The organism is Dyella sp. OK584, assembly GCF_057787755.1.
The window spans coordinates 1939384-1966351 of record NZ_CM173542.1; the positions used below are offsets into that span (position 1 = coordinate 1939384).

Consider the following 26968-nt stretch of genomic DNA (forward strand, 5'->3'; position numbering starts at 1 on the left):
TCCCGCCGCTCTATGAGGTTATGGCTTATGGTCCGACGTACAGTTCTGGGCTCCCGTCTTTGCAGCCTCAGTCAGGGCGCGTGGTTTTTGAGAGTCAACCCGATTACCTCAGGCGACACGGACCGCTCACGGAATACGAAAGAAAGCAGGGTGGCCAGCACCAGCTCTAACATCTAGCGTCCAGAAGGAGCACGCCCGCCATCTCTACTTGCCCTTAACTAGATTGTGGATTGCTTCGCTCAATGCCTTGAATGCTTTTTCGTTCTCTTTACTGGCGATCCGTTCTCGCTCAAGCTCAACGGTAGTTTGGTCCTTCTGAAGGACGAAGTTTCGTTCCGTGTTCGACAGAGAAGTCGCGACTTTCTCAAACAGAGGTATGTTCCCAGCTTCTAGCGCAAACATTGCGGCGGCCGCCTTGCTCTCAACGTTAGTCAGTTCGTTTTGGAAATATTTGATCTCGCCGAGAGTCTGTTTGTACAATTTCAAAAAGAAATATGCGAACAATTCGATTAGAAATGCAAGAGATAATCTAGGCAGAAAGTGGCCAAGGATATCTTGTAGCGAGGTGCTTGGCGGCGATGTTGCAACTGCGTAGGCGAGCGTTAGTAGACCAGTTAGCGTCGTGAGAATGCCAAGCACTAGATTAAGATTGCCGCGCCGCGCCAAATCTTGCACTTCTCTGCTCAGTCTTAGGCAAGTAGCCTGAAGTCTGGTTTCGAGGCTATCCCTGCGTGCTGTTTGTAGGATCTCGGTTTTAATCTGTTCGACGACTCCCTTAACTGCGTCGCCCTCCAGCTGTTTACGTAACAGCTCAATTGCGAGCTGCCTGTCCCGCTTTTCTGCGTCGTAGGATCGCGCACGGTTGCTGTCAAGCAGCTCATCTAATCTGAAGTCGATGTAGCCACGTAATTCCTTGGTGCTTGGTCCATCCTGCCGGCCGGAACTTGGCCTCAAATAGATGAGGGCGGCGCCAGCAAATGCGATAACGAATACGACGGAAAGAAGGACGACGAAACTACCGGGTGACTGAGTGGCAACCTGGCCCCTTTGTAATAACAGGAAGCTGAAAGTTGCAGCTAGCACGGAGATCGCAGCGCAAGCAGCTATCATCAGCAGGCGCATCCGTCGCCGCTGCGTTACGTATTCCTGATACTGCTTCTGCTTCGCGCGATCTTCCGCTTGCTCTTCCAGTTCCTCTAGGTGCTCGCGCATCTTGTCTTCGGCGGCTTCGCGCCGAGCGTCCTCTATGTCGTAACCCATGATGTCCCCTGATATTCCTGCCATGCCTGCTCTTGTCTAGCAGAACATCGTTGACGGACTTGTTCAATCCGCCAAGTATTAGTCATGCCCAGGCAGAATGTGGGTCTGCTGGAGGCGCCCTGGGCCCCGGTTTTCTGGACTAGTCAGGAGGGAGCGCGTCCCAGCGCCCACGATATTTCGGTGTGGCTGGAAGATGCGCGCAGCGGCCAAGCTTGCTCAGTCGGGTCCGTGCTTTCTCTACCATCTAAAGCCGATACGTTTAAATAGGATCGGTTTTGAAGGTGTGTATTTCGTGTAATTTCAGTGGATTAATCTATTTCGACATCGCTCGGCGGGTGGCTCAAGTTGTATACAACCGCTGTAAGAAGCACATCTCTCGTCGTTGAAAGAACACATGAAAAAGAGCCCTCTTTCTGAGGGCTCTTTTTTTATGGCTCATTGGGTGCCAACGCCAGCTCGCGTCAGGCGCTAGCTCTTGATAAAGGCCAGCAAGTCCGCGTTGATGACGTCGGCATGGGTGGTCGGCATGCCATGGGGAAAGCCGGGATAGATCTTCAAGGTCGCGTTCTTCAGGAGCTTTGCCGAGAGAACGCCGGCATCCTTGTAAGGGACGACCTGATCGTCGTCACCGTGCAAGACAAGCGCCGGCTGGCCGATTTTCTTCAGGTCATCGGTGAAGTCGGTCTCGGAGAACGCCTTGATGCAGTCGTAATGCGCCTTGGCGCCACCCATCATGCCCTGGCGCCACCAATGGCGGATGATGCCCTCTGATGGCTTGGCGCCGGGGCGGTTGTAGCCATAGAAAGGGCCCGAGGGAACATCGAGGTAGAACTGGGCCCGGTTTGCTGCCAACTGAGCGCGAAAACCGTCGAAGACTTCGATCGGTGTGCCACCCGGGTTGTTCTTGTTCTTGACCATGATCGGCGGTACGGCGCTGAGGAGCGCAATCTTGGCGGTCCTTTGCTGGCCGTAACGGGCCACATAGCGGGCCACCTCGCCGCCGCCGGTTGAATGCCCCACATGGATGGCATCGTGCAGATTCAGGGCTTCGGTCAGCGCCGCCAGATCCGCCGCGTAGTGATCCATGTCGTTGCCATCAGATGTCTGAGTGGATCGGCCGTGGCCGCGGCGATCATGCGCAATCACGCGATAGCCGTGACTGAGGAAGAACAGCATCTGGGTATCCCAGTCGTCGGCAGAAAGCGGCCAGCCGTGGCTGAAGACGATGGGTTGTCCTGTTCCCCAGTCCTTGTAGAAAATCTCGACGCCGTCCTTGGTGGTGATCTTGCCGCTTGAGCGATGTCCTTCGGCTTTTGACGATCCTGCCGCCGATGGTGCGCTCTCGGCGGGAGTGCTTGCTGTCGACAGAAGAGGCATTGCGAGTGCCGCCGCAACGGCGGATCCCGTGTTGGTAAGTGCTTGGCGGCGCGAATGACTGATGTGCTCGCTTGTCCCGTGGGTGCTCATGGATGCGTCTCCTCGCGTGAAGTCAATTCAAGGTGATGTCGTTGCATGATTGGGTGCTTCTTCCAACGCAGGGCAACGCAAGTGTGTGGCCGGCTGCGAGCCGAAACACTCGACATAAGGCCTGATTGAGACTGCATCGGATGTTGTCTGTTAACGCGCGATACAAACCATGTCGCGCGTGTTCGCACAGTGAGTATGGGTGAATGCCTGTGCACAACGGAAAAAAATACACCTGCTAAAAAATGGAACCTCTACTTCAAAAGGCATAGATTGAGTGTGACGACTTCGATGGTCGGCGGCGTGGCTGCATGGAAATGCTTGAGTGATGCATCTTTCACGAGAACAGGATCATGCTTGTGATGGGGCAACACATCATCACGATGGCCTGGAAATTTGTGAGCGGCATTTCCAAACAGGCCCTGGCCATTGGACACAGGGAATGGCGCGCGCTTGACAGCAAGAGCGACTAACCAGCGGCGATATTTTTGCTTTGGCGGCAAAGCATCGGCGTAGCTTGTGCACGCTTCCGTTCAAATCAGTGGTTCCCTGCTATCCGTCGTGTGCGCCGAAAATCCTGCAGAAATGCCTACTATTTTTTATGGCATTTCCAATTCCCCGAGTACCGACGGCGCGGACTAAAAAGAAACGCAAACCCACTTGCGTGGCATCCAACGTCTACGCTCCGTGACGTATGCCCTGGATGCCGGTCCCCATCGAATCAAGCCATCGCCTGGCATAAGCTTCTTGCTCAGAGACGGTGACGTGGGATGTGCCTTCGCCATCTTCGAATATGCCGACCTTCTCGGTTGCCAGCTCACCCGGTTTGCATACGTATGCGAGCAGTCCGGCATCCATTTCGCGCGACCTTTCCGATGGCCAGACGTCTTCCCTGGAACCGTTGCAGAGCAGGAGAATTTCCCTCGCCTCGAGGATGATCCGTATGGCTTTGAGCGCATCGAAGAAATCGCTCGCTGCACATATGTAGCACCTGCCCATATCGAGGACGGACAGGCTGCAAACACCCAGCGGTGACTTCTCACCTTCCAGGTGTATGAATGTTCCTGAGCGCCCGGCGCGGAGCACCGGAATGTTCATGGAAAATGGAGGTGACATTTGTACTTCCCTTCCCGAACTCGCTGGGAAGACACGGTTATCTCGACTAGGCTTCATCAGCTTTAAGGTTCGCTGATGTCCGGTACTGACCGAGACCGTCTCCCCTTTTCGGGCCAAGGTTAAGAGGTACTAAGTGGCGCGGCTTGTCGAAGATGGCATGGGTCGCGCTGGGTTCACGCGGCGTGCGCTCGTCCAACCAGCGTTTTGTGGCACAGGGTGCCATTTCCTCGTGCGCGCAATAGGCAGGTCACCCATTTGGCGGTGACCTGCCCATCGCGATCCTTCATCCTTGCTTGACGGTGTTTGCAGGCACGAACGTGTAGCCCATCGCCTGCACGCCCTCGACAATCTGCTTTAGGTAGCTGATGTTCAGAAATGGGTGGAAGAAGAAGCTCTGCACGCCGTCCTGTATCACCGTATTGCAGTTGGCGCTAAAGAGAATGTCTGCCGGGAGGCGCGGCGGATTGTGATTGAACTCAACTAGCTCGACGTTGCCGAGCTGCTCGGGTATGACCACCGTCCCGTAGATGTCGCGCACCAGATAGGGGAAGAATTCACCGAAGGCCTTGGTGTAGTCCGGTGTTCCCGTCCCGCAGGCCCCGTTCGGGCACCAGCCGGCCGCGTAGTAGCCGCGATCGTAGCGTGCGGTGAATGAGGCATTGAATACCTTGTAGTCGATGGCCGAGGCGGCGTAATGCGGTGGTTCGAAAATGGTTGGCGCCTGAAAGCCAGCATTGGCAAATTCCAGCAGGCCTTTCGCGATGCGTCCCTGTGTCCACAGCATGGTGTCTTCCGCAACGGGTGTATCGAAGATCACGTAGTTGTCCGCGCTTATGTGGGCACGGAAGAACTCGAAATCGTCACCGCTAACACCACTGTATGGGTTGGCTATCTTCGCGTATTGATGCGTATACCCATGCATCAACAGCGTGCCGCCCTTCGATTGCATGTAGCGCAGTGCGCTGACCACGCCCTTTGACTGGTTCAGATGCAAGGACACCGGCACGCCATTGTTGTAGTAACCATTGGGGTCCATGTAGAACGGGATGACGGCCACGCTGAAGGGCACGTTCTTGCTGAACAGGTAGTCGGCGATCGCGCGCAACCGGGTGGGATTGGCATCCGGACCGACATCCTCGATGCGCACCAACGCACGCTTGCGTGCAAGCATGGCCGGGTTGGATATGTTGCTGATCAGATCTGCGGCCACCAGATAGCGATCGTTTGGCCCGGTATAGCTGAAGGGAACCTCACCGACATACGTCAGATTGGCACCGCGCGTGGCCCAATTGACCGTGCCACCAATGTCGTTGGCGGCAATGGCGATTGCCTGTGCCTTGGTGGGGTCGCTGATCACCGTCTGGAGCAGGCCCGAAGGCACCGCCAACGCATTGCGCTGGATCGCGACGCCCTTGTAGGTCACCGTCAGTGCATTGCTGAAATCAAAGAACATCGGCGTAAAGCCGTACTGCGCGGAGAAGTTCGCGGCGCGTGCCGACAGCTGCCAGATGTTGTCGTTCATCCACAGCACCGGCTTGGTGGTTGCCAACACGTCGTCCAGCAGGGCGGTCGGCAACGGCTCGTCATAGGTCGAGCCAACATAGATCAGGCCGGTGTAGCTGTTGATTTCGCCCGCAACATAGTTCGCTGCGGCATGCAGGGTGTACTTGCTGCCATGACTGACCAGGTTGCCGGCCATCACGCCATAGGCTTCACCAAGCCAACCCCACTGCCCGGTGCTGTCGTACAGCACCAGCGTGTTCTGGGCTGGATTGGAGCCTGGTGCGCCAGCGAACGCGTTCGCCGGCGCCGTCGCCGCGGGCATCAAGCGGTTGGTCGACCTGATGCTCTGGATGGATGCCCCGGCCACGGCCACCTTTGTAGGCAGGGCAGCGCTTGGTGGCCTCGGTGGAGCGGGGAGTACTCCACGACCGACAGCCTGGCTGGGGGAAGCTGCCTGGGTGACGGATATCGGGCCGGATGCCGCAGCGAATACAAATACGGCACTGATTATTAGAGACTTGAGAGTGCGTTGCTCAAAGAGCGATGACCTGGCCATGAGAATTCCTCACACGCAGTGATGGAATCGACGCGCGGCGCTGTTGCACGACTCACGCGCGCATTACTGAGAATGCGATTCACATCCCGAATGCCTAGGCCCCTGACCCTGCGAAAGGGAAGCCTCGCTTTCCGTGCGCAAGCTTACGTCCAAACCTTTGTTAATTATCACTCGCTACTAGAACTAGTACTTCTAGTCAAGTGCAAAAGGTCGAAGTTTGTGACAATAATTTCTATAAATTTAACGTTTAAGTCTCACAAATAAACATTCATCCGACCCTTTAGCTGCTGATGCCGGTTTGGTCGCAGGTGCTGCCCGTACAGGGCGTCTGCGAATCATTGCTCTCGATGGAGCATTGGATAGGGATGGGATGCCCGGGTAGCAGGATCGCGTCGCCATCATGCGGGGAGTTCGCATGCAGGACATCCTGATCATCTGCGGCACGCGCCCGGAAATCGTCAAGCTGGCGCCGCTGTATCACTGTCTGCGCGCCAGTGGATGGGCGCGACCGTATTGGCTGCATACCGGGCAGCATGACGAAATGGCGCGGCAAATGCTCGCCTGTTTCAACATTGCACCCGACATTTCGCTTGAGCGCGGTGGCGACGGATTGGGCGAATTCAGTGCCCGGTGTCGCACCTTGCTCGACGGCGTGATGTCGAAAGGCTGCTGGTCGCTGGTCATCGTGCAGGGCGATACGGAGAGCACCTTTCTTGGTGCACTCAGTGGTTTCTATCACCGTGTGCCCGTCGCTCATGTCGAAGCGGGGCTGCGTACTTACGACATCGAACGGCCGTTCCCCGAAGAGGGATTGCGCCAGATGGTCAGTCGCATCGCCAGCTTTCATCTGGCGCCGACCAAGCGCGCGGCGTCAGCGCTGTGCTCGGAGGCCATCCCGCAGGATCGCGTGTTCATCACCGGAAATACTGTCATCGACGCGCAGCACTGGGTGGCCAAACATCACCAGATAAAGCGCCGCGTGGAAGGGCGAGGCCATTTGCTGGTGACCGCGCATCGCCGCGAAAACTGGGGTAGCGATCTGCGCGAAATCTGTTACGCGATTGCCGATGTCGCCAGTCATCATCCGGAACTGAAGGTGCTGTTTCCGGTGCATCTCAATCCGGTGGTCAGCCAGCCCGTGCACGCCATCCTTGGCGAATTGGGCAACGTACGCCTGTGTCCTCCCTTCGACTATCTGGAAATGCAGCAGGCGCTGATCGACGCGTGGCTGGTCCTCACCGACTCTGGCGGCTTGCAGGAAGAAGCTCCGACCTTTGGCGTGCCATTGCTGGTGTTGCGCACGGAAACCGAGCGACCAGAAGCCATCGAGGCTGGATGTGCCCGGCTGGCCGGCATTCGGCGCACATCCATCGTGGACGAGATAGAACGTCTTTGGAGGGATCAGAGCGCGTACCAGTCGATGGCGCGCGCCGGTAATCCATTCGGTGACGGAAGAGCGAGCACGCGGATTGTCGATCTGCTCGAGAACGCGTTGGCAGGCGGCGAACGCCAACGCGAAGCCAGCTAGCCTGCCGGAGACCGTCATGTGGTGGCTGGATGCATTCTCGAGTTATCTGTACGGCTTGAGCATCGTCGTCACCGTGATCGCATTGATGATGCTGATCAGCGGTCTGGACGACTTGTTCATCGATATCGTTTTCTGGGTGCGCCGGCTGTGGAAGTCGCTGTACATCTACAGCAAGCACGAGCATACGTACTATCACGAACTGTACCGGCCGGCGGAAAAACCGCTAGCGATCATGGTGCCGGCCTGGCACGAGACCGGCGTCATCGGTCACATGGCGGAACTGGCCGCGACCACGCTGGACTACGAGAACTATCACATCTTCGTCGGCACCTATCCAAACGACGCAGATACCCAGCGCGACGTTGATGAGGTATGCGCGCGTTTTCCCAACGTGCACAAGGTGGTGTGCGCGCGCCCCGGCCCGACCAGCAAAGCCGACTGCCTCAACAATGTGCTCGATGCCATCCTCCAGTTCGAGCGGCGTGCACATGTAACCTTCGAGGGCTTCATCCTGCACGACGCCGAAGACGTCGTGTGCGCGCTGGAACTGCGGCTTTTCAACTATCTGGTTGACCGCAAGGATCTGATCCAGATTCCGGTCTATCCATTCGAACGACAGTGGACCAATTTCACCAGCCTGCACTATCTGGATGAATTCGCAGAGCTGCACGGCAAGGACGTACCCGTTCGCGAGGCACTGGCCGGTCAGGTGCCCAGCGCCGGCGTTGGCACCTGCTTCAGCCGGCGCGCCGTACTCGCCTTGATCGACGAAGGTAATGGCGTCGCATTCGACGTGCAGAGCCTCACTGAGGACTACGACATTGGCCTGCGTCTGAAATCGTGGGGCATGGCCGAGATCTTCGTGCGCTTCCCGGTGCTGCGCTACCAGCGCCACCCGGTGCACGACAGTCATCTGGGGCAGAGCTGGCGCGAGTCGAACGTGATCTGCGTGCGTGAGTACTTTCCCGACCGCCTGGAGACGGCGGTACGTCAGAAGTCACGCTGGATCATCGGCATTGTCTACCAGGGCTATCGCACCCACGGATGGAAGCACGGTTTGGTGCTCAATTACTTCCTGTGGCGCGACCGCAAGGGTGCGATCAACAACTTCGTCAGCTTCGCAGCCATGCTTGTTTTGCTGCACCTGATGGCGATCTGGCTGCTTCAGATGGTGTGGACGGACGCGCCGCGTTTCGTATCGGTCTTCGAAGGGCATCCGTGGTTCGATGCCGTTCTGATTGCAAATATTGCCCTTATGGGCAACCGCATGCTGCAGCGGATCATCTTCGTATCCGGCTACTACGGCGTGAAGCAGGGCCTGTTGTCGATACCTCGCCTGCTATGGGGCAACCTGGTCAATTTCTTGGCCAACTGGCGTGCGATCCGGCAAATCGTCAAGTTCGGCGATCCGCGCCGCGTGGCCTGGGACAAGACTACGCACGACTTTCCCAGCATCGGCGGGGAGAATCGCGCCAAGCGTTCGCTGGATGAGATTCTGGTTGCCAACGGCTCGGTGACGGCGGCGGAATTGCGAGACGCCATGCTCCATCGCATCGATGGTCTTCAGCTCGGCAGCTCGATGATCCACAGAGGCCTGATCACCGCCGAACAGCTGGCACGCCCGATCGCCGAACAGATAGGCGTGCCTTGTGAATCAGTGGATCTTGCGAGCGTTCCGCGCGAATTGCTGGATGCCGTCCCCGCGAACATCGCGTTGCACTACGCAGTGCTGCCGCTTCGTGTCGAAGGTGGGATGCTGATTCTCGCCAGCGAGTCGTACATCGATCCGGTGTCCCTGGCTGCCGTTGCACGGCAGCTCGCGCGGCCGGTGCGCTATGTCATCGCGCACAAAGGGCAGGTCACGGTCGGCCTGCGCCGTTGGTATGCGCATGTGTCCGGCCGCGATCGCGACCAACGCAAGCTGCTCGATATCGCTGCACGCGGCGGGCGAATTGCGGGTGATCGCCTGGCGGCGCTCTGGGAGAGCTACGTGTCGCGTCAGGTGATGCTTGGCGAAATTCTGGTTGCGCAAGGTCATCTGGATGAAGTGGCATTCAGGGCATTGCTCTTGAGCCATGCGCGCAGCGGACAGCCATTGGGTGAGTTCCTGGTTGGCCAGGGTGTGATCACTAGTGAAACGTTGGATCGCATGCTGGCCCTGCAGGCGGCGCTGCAGCCGAGCATCGCGAGCCTCCTGGAAAAGGAGATCGCCTTGCTGGCGCAGCGGGTGACACCAACGGGGAGGGCGGCATGAATAGACCATGGCCAAGCCGATGTGCGATGGCGCTGTTCGTGATGTCGCCAGCGTGGCCGCTTTGCGCCATAGGCCAGGAGTCAACCGCGAGCGACACCCGCTACCAGCAGTTCATGGTTTATCCCCATCGGCAGGCCGGTTACGCGGCGATGCAGCGCGGCGACAAGAAAACCGCCTTCACCGAATTCGAGCGCGCACGGGCGCTCGCACCGCAAAGTGTCGACACGGCGCTGGACCTGGCCGAGGCGTATCGGCATTTCGGTGATACGGACCGTGCGCAGCAGGTGCTGGTCGAACAGCGGCGCTACACGCCTGGCGATCCGCGGCTGCGCGCTCCCAAGCCCGCTGCTCCGGCGGTGGACTGCCGCAGCGACAACAGGCCGGTGTGTCGAGCCCAGCGCGGCTTCGATGACCTGCAAGTAGGCGATTTGGCCAAGGCGCAAGCGGAGCTTGATGCACCTGATTTTGCGCACAGCCCGGAAGGGCGAGCGTTACGTCACGCATTGGTTCAGCGCGCTATCTACGTCGGCGACAACCAGCGAGCCGAAGCGCAGCTGGCCGTGCTGGGCGAGAGCAACGATCTCAGTACCGACGAACGCAACCAATGGTTTGGTTTGCTGCTCAAGCTTGGCAGGCTGGACGAGGCGCGCCAGTTGCAATCGCGTGGTGGGTTGGATGCGCCCACGCAAGATCTGGCCATGGCCCAGGCGATGGCCGATGGCGGCGACCGAAAAGGGCTGGCGACGTACATGGCGCCGCGCCGGCCGGCATTCGACAACGAAAAAGACGAACGACAATGGGTGAACCTGCTTGCGCTGGTGGCGCGGAATCGCCCAGAGCTGCTCGCTGGCTATGCCGCGCATTACCCGGCCAACGCAAAGTTGGGGGCAAGGCTGACGGTGCCGTTGGCGATAGCGCGCGGAGACGACGCGATGGCGCAGAACATGCTGTCGCGCCTGCCTGCCGAGAGCTTTCGGGAGGATCGTTTCACCCTGGCCCTGAATCAAGGCCGGTATGCCGATGCGAGGCAGCAAGCGGAGGCGCTCATCGCGCAGTCCGATGGCTATCGTCTGCTCGATCCGCTCAGCTATCGCTTGATGGAAGCTGGCGCAAAGGCGGATGCGAAGGAACTGTTGCTGACGGCGTATCCGTTTGCTGGCAACCCGTCATCGGCGACATTGTTTGCCCGCCTTGCCGTGCTGGCCGGCGAGCAACCGACGTTATTTTCGGCCGAAGACCGTGCGCGTCTTGGCCGTCCACTTGAAAGCGTGCCGCTGCGAATGGCGCAGATTCCCATTCTCGGGGCTCTGCACGATTGCGATGGCATTCGCCAGGTGATGGCCGATCTTTCGCCAGACTATCCCGCCGACCTCTGGCGGCAGCTCGGCGATTGCTATGGCAACGATCGGCCCGGCCTTGCCGAGTACGCGTACGCCGAGGCCAACAAGCGCAAGCCTGACAGCGACATCACCCGCGCATTGGCCTACCAGGCCTTCAGCGCGCAGGACTATGCAACGGCATTGGAGGCCTGGCGCACGGTGCCCGCGGCGCATATGCAGCAAGCGGATCTGATCGCCGCGGCAACGACGGCAATCACGGCCGGCGAACCCGCCGTTGCGCGCTCCTGGCTGGACACCTATGCAGCACAGGGTGGACAGCAGGATCACAATTACTGGTGGCTGCGAGCGCAGGCCGACGAGCCGCGAGATCCCGCATTGGCCCGTGCTGACCTTGAAAACGCCGTGGCGATGCACCCCGATCCACGCTACTACGCTCGCTTGGCGGCTCTGCAAAGCCATGCCGGCGAGCCGAAGCAGGCGCTGGTTTCGCTGCAGCGCGCGAGCTTGCTCGCGCCAAATGACAGCAAGCTGGCCGCCTCGCTGGGTTACGCCTATCTGCAGGCCGGCGAGCCCGACAAGGCGCTTGCGCAGTTCGAACGCGCACACCAGGTCAATCCCGATGACCCGGCGTTGACCCGGCAACTGCTGTACGTGCACCAGAAACTTGGCGACAACGCTGAGGCGCAAACCTATGCCGCGCAGGCGATCGATCAACTCGGTCCTGCTGGTGATGCGGTGGCTACCGATGGCGGCGCGCAGGAAGACGACGACGAGCAACGCTATACCCTGCGTCGCCTGCATGAAGACCTTGGCCGCAAGTGGCGTTTCAATGCGGATATGACGCTGGGCGACACCGTATCCTCGGCGGCAAACACGGCGGCGCCCGGCGTGAACTATCGTAGCTATCTGCAACTTGAAGGGCAGTACCGCTTCGATCCGCATCTCACCGGCGGCGACTCCAATACATTGGCCGCTTATGCGCGCGTGTTTGCCGGCAGCGGCGCCGACGGTTCGGTGTGGCCGGTGCATTCGCCCATGCTGGGCGTGGGCCTGCATTGGAAGCCGCTGCTCTCGCAGAACATCTTGTTCACCGTCGAGCAGCAAACCCCGTTGAGCAATAGCCGCAACACGCACAACGACACCATGCTGCGTGCCAGTGGGTCATGGTCATTCAGCCCGCGCCTCAGCGATGACTGGCATGCGACGGGGCGAGGCTGGCCTACCCAGAATTTCTATGTTGACCTCGCCTACTACCTGCGCGCCGAGGAAACCGTATTCACCGCCGACTATCAGCTGGGCTGGCACCACAAACTGATTGACGGGCAAACCATCGAGCCCTATGTCCATCTGCAATACACGGGCATCGATCGCACGGATGGCGGTGGCTATGAGCGTGACGGTCGTGCCGGCATCGGCGTGCAATGGAATCTCTGGTACGGCGAGTCTCGCTATGACGCCTACCCGCACCGCCTGAGTGTGGGGATCGAGGCGCAGCACGCCTTTACCACCTACCTAAACGAGAAGAACGCGATGTTCCTGATCGTGAGGACGCAATGGTGAGGCACGCGCTACGCTGGTTTGTGTCGCTGTCGCTAATGCTGGCGCCGTTACTTGCTATGGCGACCACGGCGATCTTCTATCAGCCGCAGCTGCGCGATCGGGATATTTCGCAAGCGCAGTGGCCACAGCTGTTTGCACAGGTACGTGGGCAGGGCTTCGACACGTTGGTGGTGCAATGGACGCAATATGGCGACGCGTTTGGCGACCCGGCAGGACACGCATGGTTGCTGCAACGCATACGTGAGGCCCGTGCTGCGGGCCTGCGCATCGTGCTGGGGTTGGATAGCGATCCCTCATTCTTCCAGCGGCAGGAAGCGACGCATGTGGCATTGGATGACTATCTGCTCACGCTGTCGCGACACAACGCCGTGGCGGCGCGTCGGTGGGCCGGCGAACTGGGTGATGATGCGATTGCCGGCTGGTATCTGCCCCTCGAGATCGACGACAGGCGCTGGCGCGATCCGGATGCGCGCAAGCAATTGCAGGATTATTTGACCGCCGAACGGCGACAGTTGGACCGGATCGCACCACGGCCGGTCTATGTGACCTCTTTCTTCGCGGGCAACATGACGCCATCGCGCTATGCGGAGTTGCTTGCTGACGTTCAACGCAGCGGCGTGCGCACCTGGGTGCAAGACGGCGCTGGCACCGGCCGTCTGGGCCAGGGGGAACGTGAGCTATATATCGGGGCGGCCAGCCAGTGCACGGGCGAGCACGTTCACGGCATTGTCTACGAGATCTTCCGTCAGACCGGCGAGGACAAGGCGTTCACGGCATCGACACTCACGCCCGCAGAGGTGAGCGCGGCGTTGGCGCAACGAGCACCCTGTGCGGGCGACAGTGTTTTCTTCGAATTGCGCTACCTGCCTGACATGGCAGCATTGCGAGGCCCCTAGCCGCGCATGTCGCGGCTCGCATGCAAGGCGGTTGAGCGCGCACGAAAAACAAAACGCCCCCGAAGGGGCGTTTTGTTTCACTCTCACATCGATTCCCGCCAAGGCTCGTATGACAACATCGCCTGGCAATGCTGCAAGGCTATCGATCCATGGCGAGAATCGATCGATGACTTACTGCGGAACCTTCAGCGGAGCGATCGTCTGGTTGAGCGTGGTCCAGTACGACTTGGTGTACGGCACCATCTGCTCAGCGTAGTTCCACCAGAAGACGCCGCCGATGAACTTCGGGTCCTTGATGGTGTTGACCATCGGATAGTACGTCTTGATCAAGTCCGTCTGCACCGACAGCGGGGCCTTGAGACTTGACGTACCGATCTCGCCGAAGCCGACCTTCGCATTCGGGAACATGACCTCAAGGGCGGCGAAGTCCGTCGTCCAGTTGGGGGTCAGGCCTGAGCAATCCTGGTACGGGTAGTAGCTGAACAACGCGTAGTCCGTGTTCTGCAGCACCGAACTGGGCAGGAAGGTGGTGGGCCAGGTGCGCCAGTTGTCCGTCGTTTTCTCCCAGCAGTTGTTGCCCTTGGGATCGTTGTTGTAATACAGCGTGATCGCGGTCTTGCCACCGGCGCCCTTCACGATCGAATGGGCAGCGGCAACCATCTGGCCGATGGCCGTCTCTTGGGCGTTGACCGTGGCAGCGTTGCCGCTCGGGCTGGCACGCAGCCATTCGCCGTTGATCTCATTGGCGATCTCCCAGACGTCGACCGTACCCTTCAGGCCGTTGACCAGTTCCTTGGTGCGCGCCGTATAGGTGTTGATGTCGGTGGGGAAGTAGTACGAGTCCATGATCTCGCCCATCACGTAGGCAACCGTGTGCAGCTTGACCAGGGCGGGGTAGTACTCGGCGGCGGTTGTGCCCGGATCGAACACCACGCGCACGGTGGGCTTGTAAGGCAGTTTGGTCAGCGACGTGACGATCGCATTGATGTTGGACAGGTCATCAAGCGTGACGCCGTACATCGGAGCCTTGATCGTTTGCGCGGCCTGGGCGTTGGCGTTCTGCGACAACGGTGCCGATGCGGCATAAAGCGACGCGGATACAGCGAGGGGAAAGAGGAAAGTTTTTGCAGCAGTTGCGAGTTTCTTCATTGTTTAGGTGTTCGCTTTGTTTGGGCGATCCTTTACCCGGTTAGGAGTAGTGGCCATGACACAAATGGCCTTGCCACGACATGACGACAGCGCCGCAAAAAAAATTGCGGGGCCGGGCTTAGTCGTGCTCATCCGAGCACTGTTGAAGATCGTCCATACAACGGCCCCCCAACCCCTAAGCGCTTGGCAAGAGGTGGAGGATGGAGCAACCGTTGGGATAACCAGCGAAGACGGCGAACGCGCCGAAGGCGATCGAAGCAAGTCTCTAAACCATCTATCGACTTGACCGATCCTGTCCTTCCCGGACAAAAAACCGGACCGTACTGAGTCTGGGAAATGACGCACCGAGACATCGCTGGCCTCGGGAGTCTAGCGAAACGAACTCTCAGATGATCAAAATTTGGTTACGAACGCCAAATTCGCGTGATTTTTATGTGTTTTTGTGCGGCTCTCGTTAACACAATGCTTAACAGAAGCGACATCGGCGTCTCATGCAGCTTCGAGAGTTGTCTCAGGCAAGACAGCGTGGCGATGCTCGCAACAGGTGTGCTCTCCCTGTCCTCGATCACTCATCTTGTCCTTGTCCCCGGCAGCAACGTAGGCATCTGGCGCTTCGTGGCCATGGGCTCGCTCTATGCTTGCTTTTGCCTGATGCAGAGGCAGGTGTCTGCTTCGGTCGCAAAGGCTAACGCGAAGAAGGCATGAGAACGTGGGGCGCAGAATCGTTGCGCGGCGATATCAGAATTTGCTGTGTTCCACATCGCGCTCGCGGTGCATCAGTGTCCACTCCGCGTGCTCCGTGAGGGCGGCATCGCCCAGCGCCATGAGTATTTCTCGCTGTTTGACGGGATCGTCCGTGCGATCGAGTGCCGCTCTGGCGCCGCCAAAGATGCGTTGCATGAAGCGGTACTGGCGGATCAGCTCCTTGTCGGCCTTGCGATACGCATAGGCCTCACGCACCGCGGCAACGATGGACAGAACGGCCATGATCATCACCAGCGTCGTCTTGATTTCCACCGACAGCCTGAAAGCGAATGCGGCGAGGAACACGCTGATCGAAATACCTCCCCACAGGCTGATCATGCCGATGGTTTCGGTAGCGTGATGCAGGCCGGTGCGTTCGATGGTCTTGCGTTCGAAGTAGTTCAACTGTCCGCATTTTCCCGATTGTCCGACCCACTCTTCGATAACGTCGGACAACGCTGCGGCCGTGTGCGTTTCGGCGCCGGGCAACGGTTCGATGCCTGCCGCGCGCATGACGTGGCGAATCCAGCCCAGTTCGATGTTCTGCTTCTGCAGAAAGTTGTCGTGAGCGAATTCGTGGCCGCCGCTGCCCGAGATGCCCGCGCGACGCCAATACGCCTGCACCCGCAAGCCTTCGGCGAGGGCTCGGTAGTCAAGGTACTTGCGATGCCAGCCACGGTGTTGCGCGAGCACGGCGACCACCGCGCCCAGCGCGAACAGCACCAGGAAGGTGTAGATCAGGAAGTTCTGTTCGGACAGATGGGCATAGAACGCGAAGGCGATGCCCATCAGCGCTGCCAGCACATAGGTGAGACGAAGGGCCAGAAGAACGCGCCGCTGGAAATGGATGGCCAGCCAGTCAGCAGACCTAAACAGGCGACTGATCGCGGTGCCGTCGCTGAGTTCGCGGCACGCCTGTTGGTGGCTTGCAGCTTCGATCTCTTCACCATATTTGCTGCAATCGGTATTGAACTCCGCCATGTGCGTGAACATCTGACGGAACTCCGGCGGCGGAGTGCTATCGGTGGTGGTGATGTCGCCGCTGCGCCAATACGTCTGCAATGGTTTCAGGCCCGGAGCGATCTCACCGTTGTCGCCTGAGCGGGAGCACACGATGTGATAGAGCAGGCGCTCATCGCCGCTGCCAAGCACGTGGCGCGCCTCGCGATGGCGTTCGATCAGGCCGGGCATCGTTCCGTTCAAGTGATAGTTGACGATCTGCGCGGTGCCGCCGAGGCGCCCCGAATCCTTGCCGTCCCAGATGGCGAGCAGGATATGGCAGTGGCTCGCGACGAACACACCGGCTTTGGCGTACTGGCGGTCGCGGGCAATGCCGGCCGTTGCGATGACGTCGTGAGATTGCCCCTTGGGCAAGTGCAACGGAATCACCTGTGCCTGTGCGTACAGTGATTCAAAATCGGCGCGCGCCGCCGGCGTCTTGAAGTCGTCGAGATAGAGCTCCACAGGCAGTGGCAGTGGTGCAATCAGCTGCGCGCCTGTCGCCAGGGCGGCGCGCGCAACGAGCTGGTCTCCGCCTTCGGCCAAGGCCGACAGGACGCAAAGCTGCAGCTCGGGAAATTCGCCTTGCAGCATGTCGAAGAACGTCGCCAGGCGACGACGTATCGGCTCGATCTCGCCGGCGGGAATATCGCGATGGCTGGTAACACCGACAACCAGAGGTGTCATGGCTACTCCCGATGGAACCGGCGGCGCACCTTGGCCGGCATGGGCGGTGGGCTGACCATTCGCGGCGAGGAGGTCCGGCTGGACCTCCTGCGCGTGCTGGGCGTGGCGTTCCCTGCGATGCATTGCCTGCCCTCGTTGCCGCTAGTTGTTCTTGATCGTCGGGTTGGTGGTGGTGCCATCGATGCTGGCGGTGGTCGAGTAATTCTGGCCGTTGACTTCGATGGTCAGCCGATAGGCCCAGTCGCCGGATGTTGCCGCCGTATTGTTGAGGTCGGTCATCGTCATGACGTTGCCATTGCCGCTGATCGTAGGTGTGCCAAAAATGCCGTTGGGCGGTGCAGGGGTGAGCCAGACAAGGGAAACAATATTGCCGGACGCGGCATTGCCGGTGAGTTGCCACGTAATGGTTTGTGCGGCGCTGCCGCGGCCGACGTGGTTGGCGTTGTCCTTCTGGTCTATCTCCACGACCCAGGGGGTGACGCTCTCGTCGAGGCTCACTTTCAGGGTGTTTGGCATGGTTCGGTCCTCTTTGGCTGGGTTGGCTCAGGTCATCGTCGGATGAAGCTTGCTTACCTCACACGTGATGGGCGTGTTATCGCGGATCTGCAGCGCTATTGGCTGCCTGCAGGCGCTGCTGGAACTGGGCATTGGCGGGGTAGTCGATGTTGTCGCGCGTGAGGGCGGCGAGCAGCTCCATGTCGCGATAGCCGGACGCCCACAGTTGCTGGATGAGCGGGGCAGCGTCGACCTGCCGGCCCAGGCTCAGCAATGCCGCTACGCGCAGCGCGAGCAGGCGTGGATCACTACCACCGCTCGTGACCGATGAGGTGTCCTTCAAAACGGTTTCGCGCCATTGGCGGGCGAGATTGGGGTCCGGCGTGGTGTCTGCCAGCAACAGGCGCGTGCGTGCCGTATCGAGCAAGAGTGTGCGTTCGTCAGGCTGCTTGGCTTGCAATGGCGCCAGTACGGCTAGCGCTTGCGTCGCCTGCGCGTGCGCGGAGGCAGTTTGGCCTGCCGCCAACGACTGCGCAGCCTGCTCCAGTTGTGCCTCGGCATAGTCCTGTTTCCAATCTGTGTTGCTGGGGTCCTGGCGGGTCATGTCGCCGAAGATGTCCAGAGCCTTGGCGTTCAATCGCTGCGCAGCATCCAGGTCGCCTGACAAGCGACGTAGCCTGGCCAGTTGCGTCGAATACAACGCTACCTTCGCCCGAAAGCTCGTGGCCTTGGGTTCGAACTGGTGCAGTTGTTCTGCGCCGTCGATAGCCTGCTGCAGGTTGTCGGCGCCTACTTGCACGTCGCCACCCAGCGCCTGCGTGCGGCCCAGGATGGCGCGCACTCTCACCATGTTCTCGCGCTGGTCGTGATCCTTGGGGTCGCGTTCGCTCATTGCGGTTTCAATCGCATCATCGGCGCGATATTCGGTGATGGCGGTAGCGAGGTCGCCTCGCATCAGTGCGACCTTGCCGAGATTGTTGTGGGCTTCGCCGAGCAGTTCGTGCCATTCGGTCTTGGCGTTCGCATCGCGGACCAGCTCCCTGCAGTGCGCGAGCATGCTTTGATACTGCGTCGCCGCTTCATCGAGCTTGCCTCGTGCTTCCAGCACGTGACCGCGATCGGTGTCCAGGGTGGCCCATTGCTGGATAAGCGCTGGATCTGGCGGTGACTGCTTCGGTACTCGTCGCAGCACCTCCTGCCCGGAAGCGAAGCTTTTCTCCGCCTCGTCGAGGTTGCCGCGGTACCATTCGGTCATGCCGATGAAAGCGATGATGCGCGAATAAGCGATCTGTCGCGCGACGTTGTCGGGTGCCCGGGCGGCCAGTGGACCGGCGATCTTCACCGCCGCCTGATAGGACTGCATGGCCGCATCCAGATGACCCTGGTCCAGGCGAACGCTCCCGATTTTCTCCAGCGCCTTGGCGCGTTGCTCCAGTGAAGTGTCGGTGACGTCGGTGTCAGGAAGCGACTGGAAGTACGCCATTGCGCGGTCGTCCACGGCCTCCATGATGTCCAGACGTTGCACTTGCCCAAGCTTCTCGTTGAGGTCGCCAAGCATGAAGCCGACCAGGCCTTCTGCCTGGTTGCGCTCGCGCTCCGCCACACGTCGCGCTTGAACCGCCAGCACGGCAAGCGTCGAGGTCATGACGGTGATGACCACCGCCACGGCTGCTACCGCTGCCAGCCGCCGCTGGTGACGTTGCTGTTCGCGCTGCTTGAGCTGGTCGAATCCGATATCCAGCAAGCCCGCGATCAGCTTGAGCTTGGCGTTCGTTCGACCATCCTTGCCTTGCCGGGCATCGGCGGCGATGGGCTCGATCGGTTCGTCGGTCAGTGTGCCGCTGTTGCTCCATCGATAGCGCAAAGCGTGCGCAAAGCATTCGTCAGCCTCGCGTCCAGAGAGTTCCGTGGCGTTGGGTTCGCCATCGACAATCAGGCAGAAAATGCGGTCAGCGCGTCCAAGCTGCTTGAACGCCAGCACTTCCTCGTTGACCCATCGTGACGTGGTCGAATGAGGTGAGCAGATCACGATCAGGTTGGCCGATTCCGCCAGCGCCTCGTTGACCTTGCGACCAAGATCGGTGGCGCTGGCGAGTTCATCGCGATCGCGAAAGACAGGTCCCAGGCGCCTCGGTACGACACCGGATGCCGTCATCTGCCCAACCAGCCGTTTCGGAATCCGGTAATTCTCCAGCGCCTTATGCAGCCAGTCAGCCCAGGTCTTGTCCTGGTGGCTGTAGCTGATAAATGCGCGATACCGGTACTCCGGTACAACGGGGTCCTGCGCCATGACGAGCCGCACTCCTGTACCAGGCAGTGCAATCCCTTGCTGGGAAATCCTTACTCATGGGCGGCGGTCGAACATGGCCAGCGCATTGGCATGCAAATAGCTGGCTCCCCTTGGTTGCGCAGACTAGCACGGTGTTTTGCGGCCGTGGGTCTCCTGGACGGCCAAACGCCTCTGTGGCGCAAATGGTGCGGCCAGATAGACGTTCGGACATGCCTTCGTCTTCATGCCCTCTTCACACGCCGATTCGGTGAAAGGGTGCGCTGCTCATGCTCCAAGAGTTGCGTCAGCGATTCTTGATGGTCGGATTACTCGTCGTCGCCGGCTTCGGAGGTTGAGGAGGGGGCGGTGGCGGTGGCGGTGATGGAGCGGGTTCGGGCTTTGGCGTAGGCGCTGGGGGTGATGCCATCGCACGAGGGAGATTTGAATCGAATAGCGAATCGCCATTGGTACTTTTTCGGTACATGTCGTGCTCCCATGAAGTGACGTCGCTGAGCCAGATGTTGCTGAAGAACTCCTTCGTGCACATCTCATGCGGAGACGGCGAGTGCTTCCAGGTCAGCGGTTCTTGATGGTTGGATTGGTGGTTGTCCTGCCCTTTATGTCGAAACCTTTGACTGCAGTGGTGGCGGTCATCATCCGGGCGGTACGCGGAGGGGAAACGCGCGGTGGATAGGGCAACTCAAAGGTCGTTCGGTAGACGATGCCGTCGATCGTGGCGCTTAGTCGGTAGTACCAGGTGCCGATCTTTTCTTCGACATTGTGCAGATCCGCAATGGCCAGCGATTGGCCGTCCTTTGAGACCACGGGTGGACTGAAAATGCCGGACAGAGGGTGACTTCCCACCCAGGCAAAGCCTGGAGAGATGGGGTTGCCTTGAGAGTTGAACGTGCCCTTGGATCCTTCAAGCTTGAGACTCCACGACAGCACCTGCGCCGCAGGTTTCCGATGGACATCGGTGATCCCCTTCGGCACATCGACACTAAGATAGGGCGGTTTGTTCTTCGGCTTCACGAGAGTCACGGAAATACTTCTTGTGGCCATGTCGGGCTCCGGTCAGCGCAGGAGCGACGGCGTTCGCAGCACGCGAAATTTCCGCCGTTGCTCGCGGATGAATGCATGCGGCGGAGCCAAAGAGATAGCCCGCAGCGATGGCCCACCGAGGTGGCCATGCATCATGACGCGTCTATTCCTGCACAAGGCAATGCCATCCCTGGACGGGAAGTCCTTGTACGTCGGGCGGTAGTCAAGCCCTCGCCGGTGCAGATCGCGCCGGCCCTATGGCAGCGCTGATTATGGCGCGTATTGCGCGCTGCATCGCAAGGGGTTGTTGTTTTCACTTCTTCATCACGCGTGGAAGCGAGCAGCAGCGCTGGCCAGCACGAAGACTCAGTAATTTTGCGTAGAAACGATACGTAGACTTTCGAATTGCCAGGTCAGGGGCAATCCGCAATGGTGCAGACCTACGTGTCAGCAAATGCTTGTCCATAACTTCGCGCATCGCTTCGTGCAGCGCGAAACGGGGCAGGGGAATTGCGACACGTGGTATGTGGCAAGACGCCACTGGCGAGACGCCACGCCCCCAAAGGGCAGGAAGAGAAAGGAGAGTCAGATGATCGCAATGCACAACGTCGGCAGCCGGCACGCTGCGATGACAAGATGCATGCTGGTCGCGATGTTGCTCAGTGTCCTTTTGCTTTGGACGAATGCCTGCCTTGCAGCGCAAGATCCATTGCCCTCGTGGAACGATGGCCCGGCCAGGCAACAGATCGAGGCTTTCGTCAAGAAGGTCACGACCAACGGCTCGCCGGACTTCGTCGTGCCGGAGAAACGCATTGCCGTGTTCGACAACGACGGCACGCTGTGGGCCGAGCAGCCGATCTATTTCCAGTTCTTCTTTGTGATCGACCAGCTGAAGGCGCGGTCGCCACAGCACCCGGAATGGAAGACCACCGAGCCGTTCAAGTCCGCGCTGGCGGGCGACATGAAAGGTGTGGCCGCCTCGGGCGAGAAGGGCATCGCAGAACTGATGGCCGCCACGCATGCGGGCATGACCACCGATGAATTCGCACAGCGCGTGAACCAATGGGTGTCCACCGCGCGCCATCCCAAGACCCATCGCGTGTTCACCGAAATGGTCTACCAGCCGATGCTTGAGCTGCTGCACTACCTGCGCGACAACGGTTTCAAGACCTATATCGTCTCCGGCGGCGGGCAGGATTTCATGCGTGCATGGGCCGAGGCGACCTACGGCATTCCGCCGGAACAGGTCATCGGCAGCGAGGGCGAATTGAAGTTCGAACTGCGCGATGGCAAGGCGGTGTTGATCAAGGAGGCCAAGGTGGCGCTGATCAATGACCACGGCGGCAAGCCGGTGGGCATCGAGCGCTTCATCGGGCGCAAGCCGATTTTTGCGTTTGGCAACTCCGATGGCGACCAGCAGATGCTGGAGTGGGTAGCCAGCGGCGACGGCGCGCGTTTCGCCGGACTCGTGCATCACACCGACGCCGTGCGCGAATTCGCCTATGACCGGCAGTCGTCGGTAGGAAAACTGGACAAGGCACTCGATGAAGCCACGGCCAAGGGATGGACCGTGGTGGACATGAAGCAGGACTGGAAGCAGATATTCCCGCCGGAGAAGCAGTGACGGGACGCCGCCGGACCCTGGCGCACAGGGGGATGGCCTGATCGATCACCGTTGGCTGCCCCACACGCAGCCTTGCATACCAGGAGGTTCCGCTATGTTTCGCCCGTGGAAGACCAAGGCAATATTGAGTTCCATCACTACGGTGGTTGCGACCGCGCTGCTTGTCGTGGCCGCTGTCACCATTCAACCACCGGTCGTGCAGGCGGCCCAGTCGTCCGAGTCCAATGAGCAGGCCGACAACGGCAAGCCGAATATTCTCGTCATCTTTGGCGACGATGTCGGCCAGTCCAACCTCAGTGCCTATTCGATGGGTCTGGTGGGCTATCGCACCCCCAACATCGACCGCATTGCCCGTGAGGGCATGATCTTCACTGACTACTACGGCGAGAACAGCTGCACGGCAGGTCGTTCAACCTTCATCACCGGCCAGACCGTGCTGCGTACCGGCATGTCCAAGGTGGGCGCACCGGGCGCTCCGCAAGGCATACAGGATCGCGACATCACCATCGCACAGGCACTGAAGGGGCTGGGGTATGCCACGGCACAGTTCGGCAAGAACCATCTCGGCGACCAGGATCGCTTCCTGCCTACCAAGCATGGCTTCGACGAATATTTCGGCAACCTGTATCACCTGAACGCGGAGGAGGAGCCCGAGCGGCCGTACTGGCCGAAGAACAACCCGGACTTCCTCAAGACGTACAACCCGCGTGGTGTGCTGCACACATTCTCGGATGGCAAGATTGAAGACTCCGGCCCGCTGACCAGAAAGCGCATGGAGACCATCGACGACGAGACCACCGGCTCGGCGATCTCCTATATCCAGAAGCAGGCACAGGCCAAGCAGCCGTTCTTCGTCTGGATGAACTTCACTCGCATGCACATCTTCACGCACGTCCGTCCGGAATTTAAGGGCAAGGCGGGTCTTGGCGACGGGCACGACTACGCCGACGGTATGTGGGAGATGGACCAGAACGTGGGCAAGCTGCTCAAGACGCTGGACGATGCGGGCGTCACCAAGAACACCATTGTCGTCTTCTCCACCGATAACGGCCCGAACTTCTTCACGTGGCCAGATGCGGCCAATTCTCCGTTCCGCAGCGAGAAGGACTCGAACTGGGAAGGCGCGTTCCGTGTACCGGCGATGATTCGTTGGCCCGGTCATATCCGACCCAATACGGTGAGCAACGCGTTGATCTCCGGCCTCGACTGGTTCCCGACGCTCGTGGCCGCGGCGGGCGATTCGGACATCACCAGCAAGCTGCTGAAGGGCGACTCTATCGGTGGCAAGAGTTTCAAAGTGCATCTGGACGGTTACAACTTCCTGCCCTACATGACAGGAAAAACCAACGTCTCGCCACGCCAGGAGTTCTTCTACTTCAACGATGATGCCGAGCTGGTCGCCATACGCTGGGATCCTATCGAGCCAAGTGGCGTGAGGCCGGATTCCTGGAAGGTGGTGTTCTGCGAACAGCGTGCGCCAGGTGGCTTTGCCATTTGGCAGGAACCCTTTACCTGCCTGCGTACGCCCAGGTTGTTCAACCTGCGTATGGATCCGTACGAAAGGGCGAACATCGGGCCGACCACAGGGTATGAGAAGTGGGTGGCCGATAACGCTTACCTGCTCTTCGATGGCACCCGCCGTGCCGCCGCATTCCTGCAGACCTTCAAGGATTATCCGCCGAGCCAGTCGCCGGGTTCCTTCACTATCGACAAGGCGGTCGAGGGACTGAAGGCGCAGCTGCAGAAAGAAGGGAAGTAGCGCATCAGCGATGTGGGCGACACGGACGTCGCCTCATCTCCCTCTTCGATATCACCGGCTGTCCTCGTTTGCGCAGATGGCCGGTGATGCGCTAATACTCATAGGGAGTCCAGCCTCGCGTGAGTTCCATGCCCAGTGCCGTGCAGCACCGTCGCGTCGGAAAGCTATCCCGAGCTCCGGTCCAAGCTTCGACTTCCACGGCTATCTGGCCGTCCCTTCTTCTATTTGGATCTGGCGCCGCGTCGCTGGTGTATCAGTTGCTGTGGATCAAGCAGCTCTCGCTGGTCGTCGGCGTCGAGGTCTATGCCGTCACGGTGGCGGTGAGTGCTTTCTTCGCGGGATTGGCCATCGGTGGTGCCTTGCTGGGCCGCGTGGCGGACTACTTGCCACGACCACTCCAGCTCTATGCGTGGCTCGAGTTTGGTGTCGCCGTGCTGGCCGTTGCGGCCACGTTGCTGCTCGCGCATAGCGCCGCACTGTTTGCGATCCTGGAAACGCATGTTGGTCCGTTGGCCTGGCTGCTTCCATTCGTGCTGGTGGGCGCGCCCGCTGTCTGCATGGGTGGCACCTTGCCTGTACTGGTAAGAGCCTGTGCCAGCGACAGCGTTGCGCGCACCGGCGGCCGCCTGTATGCGGCAAACACGGCGGGCGCGATTGCCGGCGTGTTGTTGGCCCCGTTTGTTTTGTTGCCCGCGCTTGGCGTTACCGGTTCGGCGCTGGCGGCGGCGACTATCAATGTCGTGGCGGCGACTGCGGCGTTTGCGCTGGATCGCGGCTGGTCGCTGCCAGTGACGGTAAGCAACGAACGCAGCGATGAAACCATGCCATCGGCACGACTGGCACTGTGGCTGTATGCGATAGCAGGCGGCATTGCACTCGGCTACGAAGTGGTGTGGTCGCAGACGGTGGTGCAGTTCATGAGTACCCGGGCGTTTGCGTTTGCCATGATGCTCGCGGTCTATCTCGTCGGACTCATGATCGGCAGCGCGGTGTACGCGCGCTTCGCGGAGCGTGTGCGTGACGGCTGGACAGCGTTTGGCGTGCTGATAGCGCTGGCGGGATTGGTGGCGTTGTTGCAGGTGAGCTGGCTCGGCGGTTGGCTGAGTGAGTGGCAGGGCGCTGCGGCGCATCTTGTGCTGAACGTGACAGACAGTCGCCTGGCGTCGATGTGCGCACGCTTCGTGGTTGCTGCTGCCGCGCTGGTGCTCGGGCCGACGCTGCTGCTGGGTGCGGCGTTCCCGGCTGTGCTGCGTCTCTGCGCGCAGCCCGATCAAGGCGGCCGTGGCGTGGGTTATGCGGTGGCACTCAATACGCTTGGTGGCATCGTCGGTACCACGGTGACCGGCTTCGTGCTGGTGCCGATGTTCGGGTTGGTCCGCACGTTGGCGTTGCTTGCGGTGGCGGCGGCCATGGTTGGACTCGTGGCGGTGTTCGTTGGCGCTGCGCTGCGTCGGCATGGACGTTGGATGGTTGCGGCGGTCGGCCTCTGCTCGGTGGCTTTGGCCCTGCTGACGCCATCGGACAAGTTTGCCGGCCTGCTGGCGCAAGCACGTGGCGGCGACGTGACCTACTACGAGGAGAGCCGTGGCGGCACTGTGGCCGTACTTGCGCAAGGCCAGGGCGAAAGCAGCTTTCACCGGCTGTATATCCAGGGTGTATCCAATTCAGGCGATACGCTGCCATCGCAGCGCTATATGCGCTTGCAGGCGCTGTTGCCGTTGATCATCCATCGCGGTGAGCCGCGGTCGGCGATGGTCATTGGTTTCGGCACCGGCATCACGGCCGGTGCGCTCACGCAGTATCCGGGACTGACCACGCGCGTCTGCGCCGAGCTGCTGCCGGCAGTGGTGCGGGCGGCCTCGCAGTTCCGGGGAAACTTTGGTGCCGGCACTGCCGACTCGGGGCTGGATATCCGCCTGCGTGACGGCCGCCGCGAGCTGCTGCGCAGCACGCAGACCTACGACATGATCACGTTGGAACCGCCGCCGCCTTCGGCCGCTGGTGTGGTGAACCTGTATTCGCGTGACTTCTACCAGCTGTCAGCATCGCGTCTCGCACCGAACGGATTGCTGGCACAGTGGTGGCCGATTGCTACGCAGAACGACGAGGATTCCCGCGCGATGGTGCGCAGCTTTCTCGACGCGTTCCCGTACGTGACGCTGTGGACCACCGAAATGCACGAGATGTTGCTGGTCGGATCGCGTGAGCCGATCGAGCTCGATGCCGCGCAGATCGAGCAACGCTTCAACCAGCCCACGGTTGCCAGCGCCTTGAAGGAAGTAGGCGTGGAATCGCCAGGTGCGCTGCTGGCCACCTGGGTGAGCGACCGCCCCGCGCTGGAGCGTTATGCGGGCGATACGCCGGCCGTCACCGACGATTGGCCGAGCATCGAATACGCCACATGGGTGCGCCGCAATGAGATCGCGCGCGTGTTGCCCGAGTTGCTGTCGATGCAGTCGCGACCCACGCTTCACGGTGCCAGCCCCGAACTGTTGGCGGACATGGAGCGCCAGCACGACGTGTTGTTCACCTTCTACGCCGCAGGCTTGGCCGCGTACCAGGGCGACCGCGACCAGTGGGCAGATGCGCTCACGCAGGTGATGCACGCCGATGGCAACAACCCTTATTACCGGTGGATTGCCAATGGGAGTCCATAAAGCCACGGTGGGGTTCGTCATCCCAGCGCACGCTGGGATCCAGTGTCTTTGCAGGGTGTTAGAGACG

The 26968-nt window shown here is 60.2% G+C and carries 16 protein-coding genes; 7 read left to right on the forward strand and 9 right to left on the reverse strand.

Features of this window, described 5'->3' with window-relative positions; translation table 11 throughout:
* Positions 1 to 204 precede the first annotated feature (204 nt).
* The 4 genes from AC3CBN_RS08610 to AC3CBN_RS08625 all read right to left on the reverse strand — a co-directional run bounded on the left by AC3CBN_RS08610 (position 205) and on the right by AC3CBN_RS08625 (position 5665).
* A complete protein-coding gene (locus AC3CBN_RS08610) occupies positions 205 to 1260 on the reverse strand; it encodes a hypothetical protein (protein ID WP_488636388.1) in 1056 nt (351 codons plus the stop codon).
* A 468-nt stretch (positions 1261 to 1728) separates the two neighbouring features.
* On the reverse strand, positions 1729 to 2727 hold the full coding sequence (locus tag AC3CBN_RS08615) for an alpha/beta fold hydrolase (protein WP_488636389.1): 999 nt from the start codon (positions 2725 to 2727) through the stop codon (positions 1729 to 1731).
* A 675-nt stretch (positions 2728 to 3402) separates the two neighbouring features.
* On the reverse strand, positions 3403 to 3840 hold the full coding sequence (locus tag AC3CBN_RS08620; protein WP_488636390.1) for a hypothetical protein: 438 nt from the start codon (positions 3838 to 3840) through the stop codon (positions 3403 to 3405).
* A gap of 283 nt (positions 3841 to 4123) precedes the next feature.
* On the reverse strand, positions 4124 to 5665 hold the full coding sequence (locus AC3CBN_RS08625) for a DUF2334 domain-containing protein (RefSeq protein ID WP_488636391.1): 1542 nt from the start codon (positions 5663 to 5665) through the stop codon (positions 4124 to 4126).
* Between the two features lie 649 nt (positions 5666 to 6314).
* Between AC3CBN_RS08625 and wecB the strand changes: the two genes are divergently transcribed.
* The 4 genes from wecB to AC3CBN_RS08645 are packed head-to-tail and all read left to right on the forward strand — an operon-like array spanning position 6315 to position 13477.
* Complete coding sequence (gene wecB / locus AC3CBN_RS08630) at positions 6315 to 7427, forward strand: non-hydrolyzing UDP-N-acetylglucosamine 2-epimerase (RefSeq protein ID WP_488636392.1); 1113 nt, start codon at positions 6315 to 6317, stop codon at positions 7425 to 7427.
* Positions 7428 to 7443: 16 nt separating this feature from the next.
* Positions 7444 to 9681, forward strand: coding sequence for a glycosyl transferase family protein (locus AC3CBN_RS08635; RefSeq protein ID WP_488636393.1), 2238 nt, complete (start codon positions 7444 to 7446; stop codon positions 9679 to 9681).
* Positions 9678 to 12581: an NfrA family protein gene (locus tag AC3CBN_RS08640; RefSeq protein ID WP_488636394.1), complete on the forward strand. Its 2904-nt coding sequence runs from the start codon at positions 9678 to 9680 to the stop codon at positions 12579 to 12581. The genes AC3CBN_RS08635 and AC3CBN_RS08640 overlap by 4 nt, the downstream gene beginning before the upstream one ends.
* On the forward strand, positions 12578 to 13477 hold the full coding sequence (locus AC3CBN_RS08645; protein WP_488636395.1) for a DUF4434 domain-containing protein: 900 nt from the start codon (positions 12578 to 12580) through the stop codon (positions 13475 to 13477). The genes AC3CBN_RS08640 and AC3CBN_RS08645 overlap by 4 nt, the downstream gene beginning before the upstream one ends.
* 171 nt (positions 13478 to 13648) lie before the next feature.
* On the opposite strand, the gene AC3CBN_RS08650 is transcribed toward AC3CBN_RS08645, so the two are convergent.
* The 5 genes from AC3CBN_RS08650 to AC3CBN_RS08670 all read right to left on the reverse strand — a co-directional run bounded on the left by AC3CBN_RS08650 (position 13649) and on the right by AC3CBN_RS08670 (position 20882).
* Positions 13649 to 14626 (reverse strand): hypothetical protein, encoded by a 978-nt coding sequence (locus AC3CBN_RS08650; RefSeq protein WP_488636396.1) that lies wholly within the window; start codon positions 14624 to 14626, stop codon positions 13649 to 13651.
* Positions 14627 to 15364: 738 nt separating this feature from the next.
* Positions 15365 to 17056 carry a DUF4231 domain-containing protein gene (locus tag AC3CBN_RS08655; RefSeq protein ID WP_488636397.1) on the reverse strand — a complete coding sequence of 564 codons (1692 nt, stop codon included), beginning with the start codon at positions 17054 to 17056 and terminating at the stop codon, positions 15365 to 15367.
* 141 nt (positions 17057 to 17197) lie between these two features.
* Entirely contained in the window at positions 17198 to 17572 is a 375-nt protein-coding gene (locus AC3CBN_RS08660) for a hypothetical protein (protein ID WP_488636398.1), read from the reverse strand.
* A gap of 76 nt (positions 17573 to 17648) precedes the next feature.
* A complete protein-coding gene (locus AC3CBN_RS08665) occupies positions 17649 to 19841 on the reverse strand; it encodes a TIR domain-containing protein (RefSeq protein ID WP_488636399.1) in 2193 nt (730 codons plus the stop codon).
* 555 nt (positions 19842 to 20396) lie between these two features.
* Complete coding sequence (locus AC3CBN_RS08670; protein WP_488636400.1) at positions 20397 to 20882, reverse strand: hypothetical protein; 486 nt, start codon at positions 20880 to 20882, stop codon at positions 20397 to 20399.
* Between the two features lie 568 nt (positions 20883 to 21450).
* Between AC3CBN_RS08670 and AC3CBN_RS08675 the strand changes: the two genes are divergently transcribed.
* The 3 genes from AC3CBN_RS08675 to AC3CBN_RS08685 all read left to right on the forward strand — a co-directional run bounded on the left by AC3CBN_RS08675 (position 21451) and on the right by AC3CBN_RS08685 (position 26901).
* Positions 21451 to 22485 (forward strand): HAD family hydrolase, encoded by a 1035-nt coding sequence (locus tag AC3CBN_RS08675; protein ID WP_488636401.1) that lies wholly within the window; start codon positions 21451 to 21453, stop codon positions 22483 to 22485.
* A gap of 94 nt (positions 22486 to 22579) precedes the next feature.
* Positions 22580 to 24244, forward strand: coding sequence for an arylsulfatase (locus tag AC3CBN_RS08680; protein WP_488636402.1), 1665 nt, complete (start codon positions 22580 to 22582; stop codon positions 24242 to 24244).
* A 248-nt stretch (positions 24245 to 24492) separates the two neighbouring features.
* A complete protein-coding gene (locus AC3CBN_RS08685) occupies positions 24493 to 26901 on the forward strand; it encodes a fused MFS/spermidine synthase (protein WP_488636403.1) in 2409 nt (802 codons plus the stop codon).
* Positions 26902 to 26968 lie beyond the last annotated feature (67 nt).

Bases quoted from the DNA above. Each gene is read 5' to 3' on its own strand.
- AC3CBN_RS08610 (WP_488636388.1), bottom strand. From the start codon at position 1,260: ATGGGTTACGACATAGAGGACGCTCGGCGCGAAGCCGCCGAAGACAAG.
- AC3CBN_RS08615 (WP_488636389.1), bottom strand. From the start codon at position 2,727: ATGAGCACCCACGGGACAAGCGAGCACATCAGTCATTCGCGCCGCCAA.
- AC3CBN_RS08620 (WP_488636390.1), bottom strand. From the start codon at position 3,840: ATGTCACCTCCATTTTCCATGAACATTCCGGTGCTCCGCGCCGGGCGC.
- AC3CBN_RS08625 (WP_488636391.1), bottom strand. From the start codon at position 5,665: ATGCCCGCGGCGACGGCGCCGGCGAACGCGTTCGCTGGCGCACCAGGC.
- wecB (WP_488636392.1), top strand. From the start codon at position 6,315: ATGCAGGACATCCTGATCATCTGCGGCACGCGCCCGGAAATCGTCAAG.
- AC3CBN_RS08635 (WP_488636393.1), top strand. From the start codon at position 7,444: ATGTGGTGGCTGGATGCATTCTCGAGTTATCTGTACGGCTTGAGCATC.
- AC3CBN_RS08640 (WP_488636394.1), top strand. From the start codon at position 9,678: ATGAATAGACCATGGCCAAGCCGATGTGCGATGGCGCTGTTCGTGATG.
- AC3CBN_RS08650 (WP_488636396.1), bottom strand. From the start codon at position 14,626: ATGAAGAAACTCGCAACTGCTGCAAAAACTTTCCTCTTTCCCCTCGCT.
- AC3CBN_RS08655 (WP_488636397.1), bottom strand. From the start codon at position 17,056: ATGACACCTCTGGTTGTCGGTGTTACCAGCCATCGCGATATTCCCGCC.
- AC3CBN_RS08660 (WP_488636398.1), bottom strand. From the start codon at position 17,572: ATGCCAAACACCCTGAAAGTGAGCCTCGACGAGAGCGTCACCCCCTGG.
- AC3CBN_RS08665 (WP_488636399.1), bottom strand. From the start codon at position 19,841: ATGGCGCAGGACCCCGTTGTACCGGAGTACCGGTATCGCGCATTTATC.
- AC3CBN_RS08670 (WP_488636400.1), bottom strand. From the start codon at position 20,882: ATGGCCACAAGAAGTATTTCCGTGACTCTCGTGAAGCCGAAGAACAAA.
- AC3CBN_RS08675 (WP_488636401.1), top strand. From the start codon at position 21,451: ATGATCGCAATGCACAACGTCGGCAGCCGGCACGCTGCGATGACAAGA.
- AC3CBN_RS08680 (WP_488636402.1), top strand. From the start codon at position 22,580: ATGTTTCGCCCGTGGAAGACCAAGGCAATATTGAGTTCCATCACTACG.